The 15,780-nt window shown below is 72.0% G+C and carries 19 protein-coding genes and 1 other RNA gene; 14 read left to right on the top strand and 6 right to left on the bottom strand.

The window, feature by feature from the left end:
- Positions 1-270: 270 nt before the first annotated feature.
- On the bottom strand, positions 271-942 hold the full coding sequence (locus EAD96_RS05835) for a bifunctional DNA primase/polymerase (RefSeq protein WP_120568671.1): 672 nt from the start codon (positions 940-942) through the stop codon (positions 271-273).
- A 252-nt stretch (positions 943-1,194) separates the two neighbouring features.
- Here EAD96_RS05835 and EAD96_RS05830 point away from each other — a divergent pair, with 252 nt between their 5' ends.
- From EAD96_RS05830 to mctP, 7 genes are all read left to right on the top strand, one after another.
- The gene (locus EAD96_RS05830; protein WP_120568672.1) at positions 1,195-2,424 is read left to right on the top strand and encodes a helix-turn-helix domain-containing protein; all 1,230 of its coding nucleotides are present in this window, start codon (positions 1,195-1,197) and stop codon (positions 2,422-2,424) included.
- A complete protein-coding gene (locus EAD96_RS05825) occupies positions 2,421-3,002 on the top strand; it encodes a flavoprotein (protein WP_120568673.1) in 582 nt (193 codons plus the stop codon). The genes EAD96_RS05830 and EAD96_RS05825 overlap by 4 nt, the downstream gene beginning before the upstream one ends.
- Before the next feature lie 92 nt (positions 3,003-3,094).
- Positions 3,095-3,952 (top strand): Nif3-like dinuclear metal center hexameric protein, encoded by an 858-nt coding sequence (locus EAD96_RS05820; RefSeq protein WP_120568674.1) that lies wholly within the window; start codon positions 3,095-3,097, stop codon positions 3,950-3,952.
- Positions 3,942-4,679 carry a zinc ribbon domain-containing protein gene (locus EAD96_RS05815; protein ID WP_120568675.1) on the top strand — a complete coding sequence of 246 codons (738 nt, stop codon included), beginning with the start codon at positions 3,942-3,944 and terminating at the stop codon, positions 4,677-4,679. Before EAD96_RS05820 ends, EAD96_RS05815 begins: the two co-directional genes overlap by 11 nt.
- Before the next feature lie 5 nt (positions 4,680-4,684).
- Positions 4,685-5,836, top strand: a complete 1,152-nt coding sequence (locus EAD96_RS05810; RefSeq protein WP_120568676.1) for a bifunctional RNase H/acid phosphatase — start codon at positions 4,685-4,687, stop codon at positions 5,834-5,836.
- Positions 5,837-5,963: 127 nt separating this feature from the next.
- Positions 5,964-6,212 (top strand): DUF3311 domain-containing protein, encoded by a 249-nt coding sequence (locus EAD96_RS05805; RefSeq protein ID WP_120568677.1) that lies wholly within the window; start codon positions 5,964-5,966, stop codon positions 6,210-6,212.
- Positions 6,212-7,867 carry a monocarboxylate uptake permease MctP gene (gene mctP, locus EAD96_RS05800; protein ID WP_121683531.1) on the top strand — a complete coding sequence of 552 codons (1,656 nt, stop codon included), beginning with the start codon at positions 6,212-6,214 and terminating at the stop codon, positions 7,865-7,867. Before EAD96_RS05805 ends, mctP begins: the two co-directional genes overlap by 1 nt.
- 44 nt (positions 7,868-7,911) lie before the next feature.
- On the opposite strand, the gene EAD96_RS05795 is transcribed toward mctP, so the two are convergent.
- Positions 7,912-8,379: a MarR family winged helix-turn-helix transcriptional regulator gene (locus EAD96_RS05795; protein WP_121683530.1), complete on the bottom strand. Its 468-nt coding sequence runs from the start codon at positions 8,377-8,379 to the stop codon at positions 7,912-7,914.
- A 56-nt stretch (positions 8,380-8,435) separates the two neighbouring features.
- Between EAD96_RS05795 and EAD96_RS05790 the strand changes: the two genes are divergently transcribed.
- On the top strand, positions 8,436-9,659 hold the full coding sequence (locus EAD96_RS05790; RefSeq protein ID WP_121683529.1) for an MFS transporter: 1,224 nt from the start codon (positions 8,436-8,438) through the stop codon (positions 9,657-9,659).
- Positions 9,660-9,702: 43 nt separating this feature from the next.
- Here the strand turns inward: EAD96_RS05790 and EAD96_RS05785 are convergent, their stop codons facing one another.
- Positions 9,703-10,464 (bottom strand): sulfite exporter TauE/SafE family protein, encoded by a 762-nt coding sequence (locus EAD96_RS05785; RefSeq protein ID WP_121683528.1) that lies wholly within the window; start codon positions 10,462-10,464, stop codon positions 9,703-9,705.
- Between the two features lie 214 nt (positions 10,465-10,678).
- On the opposite strand from EAD96_RS05785, the gene rnpB reads away from it, so the two are divergent.
- The 3 genes from rnpB to EAD96_RS05770 all read left to right on the top strand — a co-directional run bounded on the left by rnpB (position 10,679) and on the right by EAD96_RS05770 (position 11,917).
- Positions 10,679-11,087, top strand: an RNA gene (rnpB, locus tag EAD96_RS05780) — RNase P RNA component class A.
- 102 nt (positions 11,088-11,189) lie between these two features.
- Complete coding sequence (locus EAD96_RS05775) at positions 11,190-11,405, top strand: hypothetical protein (protein ID WP_233585475.1); 216 nt, start codon at positions 11,190-11,192, stop codon at positions 11,403-11,405.
- Positions 11,406-11,578: 173 nt separating this feature from the next.
- Positions 11,579-11,917 carry an Imm51 family immunity protein gene (locus tag EAD96_RS05770; protein ID WP_120573641.1) on the top strand — a complete coding sequence of 113 codons (339 nt, stop codon included), beginning with the start codon at positions 11,579-11,581 and terminating at the stop codon, positions 11,915-11,917.
- Positions 11,918-12,212: 295 nt separating this feature from the next.
- Here the strand turns inward: EAD96_RS05770 and EAD96_RS05765 are convergent, their stop codons facing one another.
- On the bottom strand, positions 12,213-12,524 hold the full coding sequence (locus EAD96_RS05765) for an ADP-ribosylation/crystallin J1 (RefSeq protein ID WP_121683535.1): 312 nt from the start codon (positions 12,522-12,524) through the stop codon (positions 12,213-12,215).
- 150 nt (positions 12,525-12,674) lie between these two features.
- A complete protein-coding gene (locus EAD96_RS05760) occupies positions 12,675-13,172 on the bottom strand; it encodes an HAD domain-containing protein (protein WP_121683527.1) in 498 nt (165 codons plus the stop codon).
- Between the two features lie 146 nt (positions 13,173-13,318).
- Between EAD96_RS05760 and EAD96_RS05755 the strand changes: the two genes are divergently transcribed.
- A complete protein-coding gene (locus EAD96_RS05755; protein ID WP_121683526.1) occupies positions 13,319-13,645 on the top strand; it encodes a DUF6331 family protein in 327 nt (108 codons plus the stop codon).
- Positions 13,646-13,730: 85 nt separating this feature from the next.
- On the opposite strand, the gene EAD96_RS05750 is transcribed toward EAD96_RS05755, so the two are convergent.
- Entirely contained in the window at positions 13,731-14,063 is a 333-nt protein-coding gene (locus tag EAD96_RS05750) for a hypothetical protein (protein WP_121683525.1), read from the bottom strand.
- Between the two features lie 64 nt (positions 14,064-14,127).
- Between EAD96_RS05750 and EAD96_RS05745 the strand changes: the two genes are divergently transcribed.
- Positions 14,128-14,523: a VOC family protein gene (locus EAD96_RS05745; protein ID WP_121683524.1), complete on the top strand. Its 396-nt coding sequence runs from the start codon at positions 14,128-14,130 to the stop codon at positions 14,521-14,523.
- Positions 14,524-14,751: 228 nt separating this feature from the next.
- On the top strand, positions 14,752-15,708 hold the full coding sequence (locus EAD96_RS05740; protein WP_121683534.1) for a threonine/serine dehydratase: 957 nt from the start codon (positions 14,752-14,754) through the stop codon (positions 15,706-15,708).
- The last annotated feature ends 72 nt before the right edge of the window (positions 15,709-15,780 follow it).

Here is a 15,780-nt window from a genome sequence, read left to right as displayed (position 1 = left end):
GCGTACGCCCAGCGGCCGGGTGAAGGCCCACGGGTGCACGCGGCGGCGGGGCCGCGCCGGCTCGGTACCGCCGGTGTGGCGGGCAGCGTCGTCCCTGGACATGGTCAAACCCCCGCTCTGGCGCACACGCGCCTTCGCCAGGGACAACGAGTCCGGTGCCGGGGAGGTCGCTGTCGGCCACCCGTCCGGGTCACCGGACCCGCCGTGACCAGGGAGGACGCTCGGCATCGGGGGGCACTGCCGCAGCAGCTCCGGCCGGGTGCCGGGAGGTCAGCGGCCCCGGCGGGGCAGCGGGAGATGGCCGGGGAACAGGTCGGCGCCGAGCGTCACCCCGGCCGCCCGTAACGCGGCGATCAGCGCGTTCTGCACCAGGTAGGAGTCGGGTAGCTGCCAGCGGGCCTGCTCCGGGGCGACCGCCCAGCGCACCGTCCCCTCGGGCAGCCGGGTCGGTGGGGCGGGGATCCACGAGCCGGGTCCGTGGCGTACCACGTGGAAGCAGTGCTCCAGCTCGGGTCGCAGCGGGTCGCCGGGACGGACCAGGAACATCCAGCGGCCGGTCGGGGTGACCAGCGCGGGTCCGCGTACACCGAAGCCGGCGGGATGCGTGGCGACCGCGTCCAGGACCTGCCGGCCCAGGTGGGCGGCCACCTCGAGGACGTCGAAGGCGCGGCCGGTGGGCAGCAGGATGCCGTGCGGGCGGCTGCGCCACCAGGTGGCCACCCGGGCCGGGTCGGCGCTGGCGGCGTGCTCCCAGTCCTCCAGCGCCGGGTGGCAGCCCACCGTGGGACAGCCGGCCCGGCCGCAGACGAAGCGGCTGTTGGCCAGGCAGGCGCCGGGGGTGACCGGCCAGCCGTGCAGCGCGTACCGCACCGCGATCCGGCGCAGCCGGACACGTTCCAGCGGTGACAGGTGTGCGACGCGCGGTCGGACGTTCCTCCACATGTCTGCCGTCCCCCTCTGGTCCCGCCGGGACCGTCCGTCAGCCGGACCGTCCACGGGCCGAAACCGTCCACAAGCCACACGTCGAAAGCCGTCACTGCCGTAACCCACGCTCGTTGAGGTGACTAACGGTCGGTGCAACTTGCACGAAAACTACGAGAACTGGCTGGACGGTGGACGCACAACCTGTGCGATCGGCGCGAGCCTGAGGGACGTGGGGGGACCGGCCGGCGCCGTGAGGGGGAGGGAGCGGGAATGGACGAACTGCCCATAGGCCGGCGGGTGGCGTACTGGCGGAGCCGCCGCAAGATGTCCCAGCAGGTCTTCGCCGACCGGCTCGGCAAGTCCAAGAGCTGGGTGGACAAGGTGGAGCGCGGCGTCCGCCGGCTGGACAAGTTCTCCGTGCTCTACGAGATCGCCGACATCCTTCAGATCGACGTGCAACTGCTGCACGGCAAGGACCCGGAACGGCGTGCCGACGCGCTCAACTGCATCGACCAGGTCGAGGTGGAGGAGATCCGCACCGCCCTGGAGCGGTACGACTCGATGAGCGCCTACTTCGACGCGGCGCCCTGCCCCCCGCCGCTGGCCGACATGCGCAAGGCCGTGAACCACGCCTGGCTCACCTACCAGTACGGCCGCTACGGCATGCTCACCCGCGCGCTGCCCAAGCTGCTGCGCGACGCCCAGGCGGCGGACGCCGGCTACGCCGCCGACGACCAGGTACGCGAGGCCGCCCACCTGCTCGGGCAGGTCTACCAGATCGCCTCGTCGGTGCTGCGCAAGCTGGGCGAGTGCGACCTCGCCTGGCTCGCCGCCGACCGGTCGATGGCGGTGGCCCAGCGGGCCGACGACCCGCTGCTGGCCGGCATCGCCACCACGCGGGTCTGCAACGCGCTCGTCGCGATGGGCCGCCCCCGCCCCGCGCTGGAGCTGAACGTCCGCATCGCGGGCCGGCTCGCGCCCGGCGGCGACAACGACGTCCGGCCGGAACGGCTCTCGGTGTACGGCATGCTGCTGCTCCAGGGTGCGATGGCGGCCGCCCGGATCGGCGACTCGGCGACTGTGGACGACCTGCTCGCGGGCGCCGACGAGGCGGCCAAGCTGCTCGGCGGGGACCACAACCACTACTGGACCTCCTTCGGCCCGACCAACCTGGAGCTGCACCGCGCGGCGGCGGCGGTCGAGCTGGGCGACGGCGGCCGGGCGGTGGAGACCCACATGCGGCTGGCCGAGCCCGCGTTCAACGCGCTGCTGCCGGAGCGGCGCGCGCACCACCTGCTCGACCTGGCCCGGGGTTACTCCCAGATCGGTGACGTGGCCAACGCCGGGGACATGCTGCTGCGCGGCGACCGGCTCGCGCCCTCCGAGATCCGGTGCCGGCCGATAGCGCACGAATTGATGTCCGAGATTCTCCGTCGCACACGTGGTGCGCCGCCTCCGCCGATCGCGGAGTTGGCTGAGCACATGGGAGTCGGAGTATGAGCGGTCCGGAGACCGCCAACGGGCACCGGCGGGTGCTCTACGTCATCGCCTGCGGTTCGCCGCTGGCCCGTCACGTCGGCCGGCTGGTCGACCTCGCCCAGCGGGAGGGCTGGACGGTCTGCGTGGTCACCACGCCGGACGGCGCGAAGTTCGTCGACCGGACGGAGCTGGCCCGGCAGACCGGTCACCCGGTTCGTACGCACTACAAGAACCCGGGTGACCCGGACGTGCTGCCCCCGGCCGACGCCATGCTGGTGTGCCCGGCCACCGTCAACACGATCAACAAGTGGGCGGTCGGCATCACCGACACCCTGGCGCTCGGCCTGCTGATCGAGGGGCAGGGGATGGGGGTGCCGATCGCCGCCGTGCCGTACACGAACGAGGCGATGGCGGCGCACCCGGCGTTCCGGGCCAGCCTGGACCGGCTCGGGCAGTGGGGCGTCCGGGTGGTCTTCGGCGACCACGTCGTACGCCTGCACCCGCCCGGCACGGGGGAGCGGCGCGCGGACGCCTTCCCCTGGGACGCCGGCCTGGCCGCCCTGCGCGGCGCGGGCCGGCCGGTCGCCCCGGTCGGCTGACCCGCGATGGGCGCGGCCCTCGGCGGACGCCGGGGGCCTCGCCCGGCGGCGGTCGGCGTGTACCGGCCCGGACGCCGGTAAGCTGGCCGCCCGTGAGCACAACCGTCGCCGACGTCGTGGCCGCCCTGGACCGTCGTTATCCGCCCGCCTGGGCCGAGGAGTGGGATCGCGTCGGCCTGGTGCTGGGCGAGCCCGACCATCCGGTACGCCGGGTCGCCTGCGTGGTGGACGTGGTCCCGGAGACCGTGGACGAGGCGCTCGACGCCGGCGCGGACATGATCGTCGCGCACCACCCGCTGCTGCTGCGCGGCGTCTCCTCGGTGGCCGCCACCACGTACAAGGGCCGGATCGTGCACCGGTTGATCAAGGCGGATGTCGCGCTGCACGTGGCCCACACCAACGCCGACGTGGCCGACCCGGGGGTGTCCGACGCGCTCGCCGCCCGGTTCGGGCTGACCGGGCTGCGCCCGCTGCACCCGCCCCGCCCCGGCTCGCCCGCCGCCGGTCCCGGCCGGGGCATCGGCCGCATCGGCGAGCTGCCCACCCCGATGACGCTCGCCGAGCTGACCCGGCTGGCCGCCGCCGTGCTCCCGGTCACCGCCTGGGGAGTTCGCGCCGCCGGGGATCCCGGGCGTATGGTTCGTACCCTCGCCGTCAGCGGCGGCTCGGGGGACGGCTTCCTCGCCGAGGCGACCGCGGCCGGGGTGGACGCGTTCCTCACCGCGGACCTGCGCCACCACCCGGCCGGGGAACACCTCGCCGCCGGTGGCCCGGCGCTGCTGGACGCCGCCCACTGGGCGACGGAGCGACCCTGGCTGGACGACCTGGCCGCCTACCTGGCCGCCGAGCTGGACGTCGAGACCGTGGTGTCCGACCTGGACACCGACCCGTGGACCGTGCACGCCGCCGCGCCCCGGCCGGACGACAAGGAGCCCCGACGTGAAGGCTGACCCGAAGGTGCAGCGCCGCCTGCTCGACCTCCAGGCGATCGACACCGCGCTGGCCCAGCTCGCGCACCGCCGCCGCACCCTGCCGGAGCGCGCCGAGCTGGAGGCGCTGGCGCGTGAGCTGTCCGCGCTGGAGGACGAGCGGGTCCGCGCCCAGGTGGCGGTCGACGACCTGGACCGCGACATCGCCCGGATCGAGAAGGACGTCGACCAGGTGCGGGCGCGCAAGAGCAAGGACGAGGCCCGGCTGGCCTCGGGCAGCGGCCCGGCCCGGGAGTTGGAGGCGATCCAGCACGAGCTGGTGTCGCTGAACCGCCGGCAGAGCGACCTGGAGGACGCCGAGCTGGAGCTGATGGAGCAGCGGGAGACCGCGCAGGGCGTGCTCGACGGCGTCGAGAGCCGGATCGCCGAGGCCCGCGAGCGCCGCGCCGCGACCGAGCAGCGCCGCGACGAGACCCTGGCGGAGATCGCCAAGGAGGAGGAGTTCAAGCGCACGGCCCGCCAGCCGCTCGCCGGTGACCTCCCGGCGGACCTGATCGGCCTCTACGACAAGATCCGCGAGGACACCGGCATGGGCGCCGCGCTGCTCACCGGCGGCCGCTGCGGCGGTTGCCGGCTGGAGATGTCCGGCGCCGACCTGGCGCGCATCCGCAAGGCGGACCCGGACGACGTGGTCCGCTGCGAGGAGTGCCGGCGGATCATGGTCCGGACCAACGAGTCGGGACTGTAGCCGCCGTGGCGGTGCGCGCGGTAGTGATCGAGGCCGACGGCGGCTCCCGGGGCAACCCCGGTCCGGCCGGCTACGGCGCCGTGGTCCGGGATCCGGAGACCGGCGAGGTGCTGGCCGAGCGGTCGGAGTCGATCGGTACGGCGACGAACAACGTGGCCGAGTACCGGGGCCTGATCGCCGGGCTGGAGGCCGCCGCCGAGCTGGGCGCGGCCGAGGTCGAGGCGCGGATGGACTCCAAGCTGGTGGTCGAGCAGATGTGCGGCCGCTGGCAGATCAAGCACCCCGGACTGCGTCCGCTCGCCGCCCAGGCGGCCGGGCTGGTCAGCCGCTTCACCGCCGTACGGTTCACCTGGGTGCCCCGGGAGCGCAACCGCCACGCCGACGCCCTCGCCAACGCGGCGATGGACGCCGCCGCGTCCGGTGCGGCACCGGCCGGCGCCGGGAAGGCCGCGGCGCGGGAGGCGACTGTCGTCCGGGCCACCGGCACCGACCCGGCCACCACACCTGCCTCCTGGGAGCCGCGCCCGACCGAGGAGGCCACCCGGCTGATCCTGGTGCGGCACGGCGAGACCGAACGCACGGTGCAGAAGCGCTACTCCGGCCGGGGCGACGTGCCGCTCACCGAGCGCGGCCGGGCCCAGGCCCGGGCCACCGCCGCGCGGGTGGCCGCGCTGGCGCCGTCCGTCGCCGCCGTCGTCAGTTCCCCGTTGTCCCGGTGTACGGCCACCGCCGAGGCGGTCGCCGCGCAGGTCGGCAACCCGCCGGTACGCACCGACGACGACCTGATCGAGTGCGACTTCGGGGTGTGGGAGGGGCACACGTTCGCCGAGGTACGCGAGGGCTGGGCGGCCGAGCTGGACGCCTGGCTCGCCTCCACCCGGGTCGCGCCGCCGAAGGGCGAGTCGTTCGTGACAGTCGCCGAGCGGACCGGGCGGGCGGTCGACCGCCTGCGGTCGGCGTACCCGGGGGAGACGGTCGTGGTGGTCTCCCACGTCTCGCCGATCAAGCTGGTGCTGCGCGACGCGCTCGCCGCCGGCGACGCGTTCCTGCACCGGCTCTACCTGGACACGGCGGGCATCTCGGTGCTGGACCTGTACCCGGACGGCGGCGTCGCGGTCCGCTCGGTCAACGACACCTCGCACCTCACGGACGTCTGACGGCCGCTCGGCGCATGCCGGCGGCCGTTCGGCGCATCGACATCACCCGATCGGACGTGACCCCCGTCACAGGGTCGTAGCCTCCGGCCGTCACATGGCCCGCTACGAATGCCCGGAGGGGTGTCACATGTCCGCACCGGAACCGGAGGCGCTCGACACGGCGCGATCCAGGGCGAAGGACAAGAGTCCCTGGAACTGGTTGCTCTTCATCCCGATCGTGGTGCCGCTGATCCCGGCACTGTTCAACGCCGACTCGCCCCGGCTGTTCGGGTTCCCGCGTTTCTACTGGCTGCAACTGGCCTGGATCCTGCTGGGCGTCGGCACCACCACGCTCGTCTACCAGATGACGAAGACGAAGAAGCGGGGTGACCGCTGATGTGGCGGGACCACCTCACCGAGATCATCGTCTTCACACTGCTGTTCCTGCTGGTCAGCGCCATGGGATTCGTGGCGGCCCGCTGGCGCAGACCGACCGACATGGCCCACCTGGACGAGTGGGGTCTGGGCGGTCGCAGCTTCGGCGGCTGGATCACCTGGTTCCTGGTCGGCGGTGACCTCTACACCGCGTACACGTTCGTGGCGGTCCCGGCGCTGATCTTCGGGGCCGGCGCGGCGGGCTTCTTCGCGGTGCCGTACACGATCGTCATCTACCCGCTGGTGTTCCTGGTGCTGTGCCGGCTCTGGTCGGTCTCGCACCGGCACGGGTTCGTCACCCCGGCCGACTTCGTCCGCAACCGGTTCGGCTCGCCGATCCTGGCGCTGCTGGTCGCGATCACCGGCATCGTCGCCACCATGCCGTACATCGCGCTGCAACTGGTCGGCATCGAGGCGGTGCTCAAGACCATGGGCGTGACCGGGGACAGCGCGCTGGCCCGGCACCTGCCGATCATCATCGCCTTCGCGATCCTGGCCGCGTACACGTACCAGTCCGGGCTGCGCGCGCCGGCGCTGATCGCGTTCGTCAAGGACTCGCTGATCTACATCGTGATCCTGGTCGCGGTGATCTGGCTGCCGTACAAGCTCGGCGGCTGGGGCGCCATCTTCGACGCCGCCGACGCGAAGTTCCAGGCGTCACCCGCGCCCGGCGACGGCATCCTGCTCAACCAGAACAACCAGATCCAGTACGTGACGCTGGCGTTCGGCTCGGCGCTGGCGCTGTTCCTCTACCCGCACAGCATCACCGGCGTGCTGGCCAGCCGGAACCGCGACGTGATCAAGCGGAACATGTCCGCGCTGCCCGCGTACAGCCTGCTACTCGGGTTGATCGCGCTGCTCGGCTACATGGCCATCGCGGCGAACGTGAAGCCGCTGCCCGGTGCGAAGGAGGGCACGACCGACGGCAACACTGTGGTGCCGCTGCTGTTCGACCAGCAGTTCCCGGACTGGTTCGCCGGGGTCGCGTACGCGGCCATCGGCATCGGCGCGCTGGTCCCGGCGGCGATCATGTCGATCGCGGCGGCGAACCTGTTCACCCGCAACGTCTACAAGGAGTACCTGAAGCGGGACGCCACCCCGGCGCAGGAGGCGAACGTCTCGAAGATCACCTCGCTGGTGGTGAAGGTCGGCGCGGTGGCCTGCATCGTCTTCCTCGACCCGCAGTTCTCCATCGACCTCCAGCTCATCGGCGGCGTGATCATCCTCCAGACGCTGCCGGCGGTGGCGCTGGGCCTCTACACCCGCTGGTTCCACAGGGGTGCGCTGATCGCCGGCTGGGCGGCCGGCATGGGCCTCGGCATGTGGATGCTCTACCAGATCGGCAACCCGGCGACCGGGAAGAAGCACTTCGCCGGGTCGGCGTTCCCGCTGGAGAAGTTCGGCTTCGACACGCCGAAGACCATCTACGTGGGCATCGTGGCGGTGCTGGTGAACCTGGTGGTGGCCGCGCTGCTCACGCTGGTGCTGCGCGCCGCGAAGGTGGCCGACGGACCGGACGGCACCACGCCGGACGACTACTTCGCCGACGAGGGCGACCCGCGCGTCACGCCCGGCGCCGACCGCGACGCGGACTCCGCGCGCGAGCCGGTGGCGTAGGGGAGGTGGGCCCCCGTCCGCCGGGCGGGGGCCCGCAGGCCGCCTCAGCGGCGGCGGTTGCGCGCGTCGAGCGCCTCGTTGAGGCGGTGCAACATGTCCGCCAGTGTCTCCCGGTCCGCCTCGGGCCAGGCGGCGAGGATGTCGCCGTACAGCCGGGTGCGGGCCGCCCGGACGGCGGCCATCCGCTGGAGCCCGGCCGCCGTCGCGGAGATCACCGTGCCGCGCCCGTCGGCCGGGTCGGGGGTACGGGAGATCAGCCCGTCGCGCTGGAGCGCGGAGACCTGCCGGGTGACGGTGGAGCCGTCCAGGTTCAGCCGCGCGGCCAGCGCCGAGACGTTCTGCGGGCCGGCGGCGTCGAGGTGCCGCAGGATCACGTACGCGGCGCGGTCGAGCAGCCGGTGCTCCATCGTGCCGGTGCCCCGGCGGGTGGCCTCGCCCAGGCGCATCAGCAGCGCGACCTCGGTTTCGATCCGGCCGAGCGTGACCTCGGCGGCGTGGACGTCCTCGCTCATAGCTGTATGATACAAGAAAAATACCTGTACGATACAGCTATATGGGAGGTTGCGGAGTGGATCGCCGATCCGAGCCCAACCGCAGTGCCATCTACGCCACCACGCTCGTCGCGTTCCTCGCCATCGCCGGCATCGCCGTGGTCGACCCGATCCTGCCCGCCATCGGCGAGGCCATCGGCGTCACCGCCTGGCAGGTCGAGCTGCTCTTCACCGCGTACATCGCGGTCATGGCCGTCGGCATGATCCCGGCGACGCTCGCCAGCGGGCGGTTCGGCTTCAAGCCGGTGCTCGTCACCGGCGTCTCGGTGGTCGGCCTGGCCGCCATCCTCGCCTCGTTCAGCAACGACATCGTGCAGCTCTCCGTGCTGCGCGGCGTCTGGGGCCTGGGCAACGCGATGTTCTTCGCCACCGCCATGGTGGTGCTGGTCAACCTGGCCAACGACAGGGAATGGGTGGTCGGCCTGTTCGAGACCGCCCTGGGGCTCGGCTTCGCGGTCGGCCCGCTGATCGGCGGCCTGCTCGGCGAGGTGAGCTGGCGGCTGCCGTTCTTCGTCTGCGGTGTGTTCATGGTGCTGGCGCTCGGCGTCGCCGCCCGCAAGCTGCGCGAACCCGCCCACAAGCAACCACCGGTACGCGTCGGCCAGATCTTCGCCACCTACCGCAGGCCCGCGTTCGTGACGCTCTGCGTGGTCACCGCCGCGTACAACTTCGTCTTCTTCGTCGTGCTCGGCTACACGCCGCTGTTCCTGCGCCTCGATATCATCCCGCTGGGCCTGGCGTTCACCGGCTGGGGCCTCGGCCTGGCCGCCGGCATCCTCCTGATCGGGCACCGGCTGGCCCACCGCATCGGCGCCGTGCAGACCGTCGGCGTCGCCCTGCTCGGCCTGCTGGTCTGCATGGTCCTGTTCGCCACCTCCACCGGCACCGCCATGTCGCTCGTCGTCCTGGTCGTCGCCGGCCTGTTCATGGGCCTCGCCAACGCCAACCTGACCGACCTGGCGCTCGGGCTCGGCTCCGCCGACCGGCGCGTCGCCACCGGCGCGTTCAACCTGGTCCGCTGGGGCGCCGCCGCGCCCGCGCCGATCATCTCCGGCAAGCTCGCCGAACACAGCCTGGCGCTGCCGTTCTGGGTCGGCTTCGGGGTGCTCGCCGCCGGTGTGCTCGCCTACCTCGCGTTCGGCCACCTGATGGCGGCCGGCTACGGCGAACGGGTCATCTGGAACCGCGCCGCCCGCCGCGCCGAACACGCACCGGAGGAACCGGTGGGGGAGGCGTACTGACCGGGACTGACTCTGGCCCCGGCCCGGCTCCGGCCTGCCGGCGTCAGGTCAGCGCCCGCCACAGCAGGTAGAACCCGATGGCCGTGCCGAACACCACGATCACCGTCTTCAGCACCACCTGCGGAAGCCGGCGGGCCAGCCGCGCGCCCGCGTACCCGCCGAACAGGGTGGCCGGCGCGACCACCGCGACGGCCGCCCAGTTCACCGGGCCGAACAGCGCGAACACCACGAGCGTGGTCAGCCCCACCACTGCGGAGAGCAGGTTCTTCACCGCCGACACCCGGGCCAGCGTCGCGTCCAGCACCAGCGCCAACCCGGCCACCAGCATCACCCCGAGGGCCGCGCCGAAGTAGCCGCCGTACACGGTGCCGACCGCGACCATGGTCTGCACCGTGACGGTACGGCGGCGCGCGCCCAGCCGCTCCGGATGGCCGACCAGCCGGCGCAGCGGCCCCTGGAACGCCAGTACGGCGGTCGCGCCCAGCACGAGGAACGGCACCACCAGCTCGAACGCCCGAGCCGGCGTGGCAAGCAGCAGCGCGCACCCGGCGATCGTGCCGAGTACGGCGGTGGGCAGCAGCGACCACAGCTCCCGCCCGCGCGGCAGGTCCACCCGGCTGCCCGCCACGCTCGCCACGTACCCGGGAAAGACCGACACGGAGTTCGAGACGTTCGCCGCCACCGGCGGCAGGCCGGTGGCGATCATCGCCGGGAACGTGATCAGCGAGCCACCGCCGGCCACCGCGTTGACGGTGCCCGCGGCGAGGCCGGCGGCGACCAGGAGCGCGGCGTCGGAGAGATCCATAGTCCCCCGAGGCTAGTCGGTCCCGGTCCCGGGCCGCGTAGTGGCCGGGCAGGCTGGTGGGCTTGTGGGTCGGCCGGTTCCGTCGCCAGCTCGGGGAAGTGGCTGTATCGAGGGCCGGTTGATGCCGCCACCTCCCCGAAATGGCGGGCGAGCCTTGGTGGCCGGGGTGGAAATGGGCGCGGCGGGTGCGTCGTTAGGATGAGGGCGCGACGGACGAGTCGACCGGGCGGTCGCGTCGACGGGCTCCGGCCCGTCGCCGAGGAACGTCCGGACTCCACAGGGCAGGGTGGTTGCTAACGGCAACCCGGGGTGACCCGCGGGACAGTGCCACAGAAAACAGACCGCCGGCCCGTAACGGGACGGTAAGGGTGAAACGGTGGGGTAAGAGCCCACCAGCACCCCGGGTGACCGGGGTGGCTCGGTAAACCCCACCCGGAGCAAGGCCAAGAAAGGGCCGTCACCGCAAGATGACGACCCGCGCAGACGCCTGAGGGCTGCCCGCCCGATGTCTGCGGGTAGGCCGCTGGAGCCTGCCGGCAACGGCAGGCCGAGATGGATGGCCGCCGCCGGTGCGCCTACGGGCGCGCCGGTCACAGAATCCGGCGTACAGGTCGACTCGTCCGTCGCCCACCAGCTCGCAGAAGCCCTGACCCACGACCTGGCCGAGCCGCTGGCTTCCGTAGCGGTCTTGGTGTTCCCATTCGTGGATGAGGTGGGACGAGTGCGTGCCGGAGTTGCTGGCGCACCTGGGGGAGATGGGCCTGGTCGGGCTGGTCAAGATTGACGGGGAGCGGGAGCGCAAGCCCTGGACCGTGGTGATCTCGGGTCAGCGACTCGATGGTGCGTCGATCAGGGTTGACGGCCACAGCCTCGACTACTGCCTGAAGCATGCGGTCGCAGCGCTTCACGAGCGCTTCCCGGACGAACTCGCGCTGAACTGAGCTCTGGCTGTGGGGCGGTGTCTCGGCGGCTGCCGGTGGCTCACCGCCCAGGCCGGCGAGGAACGCACCCGGCAGGCCGTCGACCGCCTGTTCGAGCCTGGTGCGGGCCCGCCATCGTGAGAGCGACCGCCAGGATCTTGTCGCCGGCTACCGACGGCTGCCAGGCTCCCCCGATGACCTTGTTTCTCATGATCGAGACGACGCCCGGTGAGTATTCGCTCCTGTTGAACGCGGGGACGACGCCGGTCGACGACCTGATTGAAGAACTCGATCACGAGCCCAACGGGTACTTCTGGGAGGGCGTGGCGCAGGTTCTCGTCAGCACGGAGGCTCAGTCGCTTGATGGCAGATTCGTCTACGCCTGCGAGGGTGACACGTTCTGCGCCTACGGCACGGACCGAGGGGCGCTGGAAGAGCTGGAAGCGCGGATGACCGCGGTTGCCACCGACGGCGAACGCATGCGGCGGCTGATCAGGGACGCCGAGGCGAGCGGCTTCGAGTTCGACGACTGACCGTCAAAGCGGCCGGTCCGGCCCGCTTCCGCGCAGCCCGGACGCCCTGACGACGCCCTGATCTCGGCGGTGTGTGGCGGAAGATCGGGGACTCGACTCAGCGATGACCTGATACCGCGCAAGCAACGACAGCCTGTTCGGCTCGGCTGCCGGAGAAGAGCTTCCGTGACAGCGGTATACCCCTGGCCGAGACGACGTACCCTTCGTCTCGGCGGTGCTGCCTCCGCGCGGCGTCGTCCAGCCCAACTGGCCGCCCGTGGTCGGGATCATCCGACGGCTGCCTCCCGGTCACCCGCTATCGGAACTCGTGGACGACCTCGATCGAACCGACGATGTGCGCGTTGAACTCGTCGAGTTCCTCGGCTGCAACCCACAGCATCGGAGTGGCGGATCCGCCGAAGGACCGCGTCGAGTAGCGGCCCAGGAAACCTGTCTCGACGTGGAAGCGGGCCACGTAGCGCACGGGTCCGAACAGGTTCCAGTTCTGCGCAGCCCTGATCGCGAAGTCCTCGTCGAGCATCGGGAAGAGGTGGGTTTGGTGTGGCCGGAGCGCCGGCCACCTGCGTCCGCCTGCCTCGCGGACGAGGCGGAGTCCCTGCTGTCCCATGGGGCGCCACAGCGCTGTCGTTACGTCGCTGCTCACGTCGCTCTCGCTGCCGTGGTCGGTCGTGAAATCGGGCAGTACCGCCGCTACCGCAGGATCGAACACCCCCAGCATGGCGCTGCCTCGCTCGATCGACGTGCTCAGATGCTGCTGTCACCAACTCCGCTCGCCGCCACGCAAGTTCTCAGCCCACGAAAGCGCCCGGCGGACCACGGCTTGAGTCAGCCCTTCTGCCGGGTCGACGTCGACCAGCAGCGTCGCTGCCTCGCGCCCCTCGGCCCAGGCATGTGCCTCCGGCGTCAACGCGTCGTCGATCCACACCGCAGGCCGTGAGCCGACATAGCTGGCGATGGCAGGCACCTTCTCCCGTGGCTCGAACGGGATCGGAGGAAAGCCGATCACGGGTAGCTCTGGAAGTTGTAGCACCGGCGCGAGGAATTGGTTCGCCTCGGCGCCCCACCCGGTCGCCCAGACCATGTCGAACCGGTCACCCAGATCCCGGAGCCAGGCCGCGTGAGCGCGGCACAGTCGTACCGGCTCCTCGTCGGGGAAGAAGTCGAACTCCTCGTAGCCGGATGGGCAGCGGTCTGCCCCGAACGGGTTGAGAACCCCGTCGACGTCCAGCAGGAGGAGAGGCAGGCCGCGTGACATGACTGCCACAGTACGGAGCCGGCGTGCAGGCCGACTCGTCCGTCGCCTGGCTCCGGGTCGGCCGCCGAATTCGCAGGAGCGGTACGCGGTGGCGGCGCTAGCATCGGCTACCCGTCACCGTCGGCGGGCACAGGGAGAGGGCGGCGATGGCAGACGTGTCGGTCGAAGTGCCGTCGCCCCTGCGCAAGTGCGTCGTCTTCTGCGAGGTCGAGTGCGTTCGCGGGTGCTGCGGGATCGACGCCGTCTCCACCGACCCCGCTCTCATCGAGGACTGGTGCCGTCAGGCGGGTTCGGCCGCGGTGATCGAGGCCCGCCTTCAACTGGCCGAGCTGATCGAGGTGGTCGAGGACCGCGCCCATCGCGTCACGTCGGACTTCCTGAACCACCGCACACATGACGAGGCCGCACGCCGTGAGTTGCTGGACTTCCTGGCCGCGCTCGATGCCGGACTGGCGGCCGGCGACGTGTTGTGAACGGTCGAGGCTGTCGACCCCGAGCGCGCGGATCGGGTCGATTCACGCCGGCAGTGGTCGCGTCGCCGTTCGATCTCGAACCAGCTCACTCATCCCGCAGTGGTGGAGGAAGCGGCGTCTCTCCCCGCAGTGCCATCCCGGCCAGTTCGGCACGCTCCGGATGCAGGAGGTTCTCGCGGAGCGGGTGACTCGGCACGTTGATGCACCGCTGGCCCGCCACCGCCTCGCATACCGGGCACCGGAGGAACAGGCCGCACTGCGGCACCAGCTCGCCGCCCTGAGCCAGCGCACCCCGGCCGATCTTGACGATCGCCCGGTACAGCTCGTCGTCCTGATGCCGGGCTGCGCCGGCTGCCACCTCCCGCATGCCCTCCCAGAACAGCTCTGCGGCCGTCGGTTCGTCGATGTCGATGCGCACGATCGGGAGTACCCGCCCTCGGCGCGGTGGAACATCTCCCGCCAGACCTTGCGATGATCCAGTGATGACCTCCTACGTGTCCCACACCACCGTGGACTGTGCCGACGCCTACGCTCTGTCCCGCTGGTGGGCATCAGTTCTCGACTACCGCGAGGACCCGGACGACCCGAACGAGCCGGGCCATGAGGAGTGCATGATCTACTCGCGGGACGGGCGGCACCGGCTGCTGTTCATCGAGGTGCCGGACGCGAAGCAGGTCAAGAACCGTATCCACCTCGACCTGCGCCCGGTCGAGGGGACGCGTGACGAGGAACTGGCCCGGCTGACCGGGCTGGGCGCGGCAGTGGTGGCCGATCGGCGCAACTCTGACGGCACCGGCTGGGTGGTGCTCGCCGACCCGGAGGGCAACGAGTTCTGCATCCTCCGCAGCGACGCCGAGGTGGCTGCCACCCGATCGTGACAGCGACCGAACGGCCGCCCCCAGCTCCAGCCGCCGATCTTGGAGTTGTGGCACCTCTCGAACTTCGCGGATGGGGCATCACAGGCACCACAACTCCAAGATCGACGAGCGCGGGCCACGAGCGCGGGCCACGAGCGCGGGCCACGAGCGCGGCCCACGAGCGCGGGCCACGAGGGCGCGCGGCGGGGACGGCGCGGGGTTTGCGGGCTGGTGTGGCACGCTGCGGTGGTGATCGAGCTTGCGGACATCCAGGCGGCCGCCGAACGGATCGCCGACGTCGTCGTGCACACCCCGACCGTGCCCAGCCCAGGGCTGACCGAGCTGCTCGGCGTGCCGGTCACCGCCAAGCTGGAGCTGCTGCAACGTACCGGCTCGTTCAAGGCCCGGGGCGCGGCGGCGAAGCTGCTCGCGCTGGACGACGCGGAGCGGGCGGCCGGGGTGGTAGCGGTGAGCGGCGGCAACCACGGCATCGCGGTCGCGGTGATGGCGGGCGCGCTCGGCGTTGCGGCGACAGTGGTCATGCCCCGCACGGCGCCGGCGCGCGCGGTCGACGTGGCCCGCGCCGCCGGGGCGGACGTGCGGCTGACCGAGGACATGGCCGGCGCGTTCGCGCTGATGAACCGGCTGCGGGACGAGGGCGTGACGCTGCTGCACCCGTTCGACGACCCGATTGTGCTCGCCGGGCAGGGCACTGTCGGGCTGGAGTTCGCCGACGACGCCGGTGAGCTGACCGACGTGCTGGTCAGCATCGGCGGGGGCGCGCTGATCTCGGGTGTGGCGGCGGCGCTGCGGGCGCGCCGGCCGGGGGTACGTGTCTGGGGCGTGGAGACCGAGGGCGCGCAGGCGATGTCGCAGGCGATCGCGAAGGGCGGCCCGGTCGAGGTGCCGCTGTCGTCGATCGTCACCACGCTCAGCGCGCCGAGCGTCTCGCAGCTCACCTACGACCATGTGACGGCGCTGGTCAGCGACGTTCTCGTGGTCTCCGACGCCGAGGCGGTGCGCGGCACTGTCGAGTTGGCCGAGCACGCCAAGGTGTGGGCGGAGCCGGCCGCCGGGTGCCTGCTGCCCGCCGCCCGCCGGGTGATCGAGCGGGTGGGGGATGACGCCCGGCTGGGCCTGGTGGTCTGCGGCGGCAACGCCACCGTCGCCGACGTGACCACGTGGGCCGGCCGCTTCGGCGTCTGACCCGCCGCACCCACCGCCGCACCACGCGACCGCCGCGCCGAGCGCGCGACCGCGCCAGGCGGCGGCCACCGC

This window comes from Micromonospora sp. BL1 (genome assembly GCF_003667485.1).
GTDB classification, from domain to species: domain Bacteria; phylum Actinomycetota; class Actinomycetes; order Mycobacteriales; family Micromonosporaceae; genus Micromonospora; species Micromonospora tulbaghiae.
This window is presented reverse-complemented; position numbering and strand designations above follow the sequence as displayed.

Coding starts and splice junctions, on each gene's coding strand:
- EAD96_RS05835 (WP_120568671.1), bottom strand. CDS start 942: ATGTGGAGGAACGTCCGACCGCGCGTCGCACACCTGTCACCGCTGGAA.
- EAD96_RS05830 (WP_120568672.1), top strand. CDS start 1,195: ATGGACGAACTGCCCATAGGCCGGCGGGTGGCGTACTGGCGGAGCCGC.
- EAD96_RS05825 (WP_120568673.1), top strand. CDS start 2,421: ATGAGCGGTCCGGAGACCGCCAACGGGCACCGGCGGGTGCTCTACGTC.
- EAD96_RS05805 (WP_120568677.1), top strand. CDS start 5,964: ATGTCCGCACCGGAACCGGAGGCGCTCGACACGGCGCGATCCAGGGCG.
- mctP (WP_121683531.1), top strand. CDS start 6,212: ATGTGGCGGGACCACCTCACCGAGATCATCGTCTTCACACTGCTGTTC.
- EAD96_RS05795 (WP_121683530.1), bottom strand. CDS start 8,379: ATGAGCGAGGACGTCCACGCCGCCGAGGTCACGCTCGGCCGGATCGAA.
- EAD96_RS05785 (WP_121683528.1), bottom strand. CDS start 10,464: ATGGATCTCTCCGACGCCGCGCTCCTGGTCGCCGCCGGCCTCGCCGCG.
- EAD96_RS05770 (WP_120573641.1), top strand. CDS start 11,579: ATGACCTTGTTTCTCATGATCGAGACGACGCCCGGTGAGTATTCGCTC.
- EAD96_RS05765 (WP_121683535.1), bottom strand. CDS start 12,524: ATGGGACAGCAGGGACTCCGCCTCGTCCGCGAGGCAGGCGGACGCAGG.
- EAD96_RS05760 (WP_121683527.1), bottom strand. CDS start 13,172: ATGTCACGCGGCCTGCCTCTCCTCCTGCTGGACGTCGACGGGGTTCTC.
- EAD96_RS05755 (WP_121683526.1), top strand. CDS start 13,319: ATGGCAGACGTGTCGGTCGAAGTGCCGTCGCCCCTGCGCAAGTGCGTC.
- EAD96_RS05745 (WP_121683524.1), top strand. CDS start 14,128: ATGACCTCCTACGTGTCCCACACCACCGTGGACTGTGCCGACGCCTAC.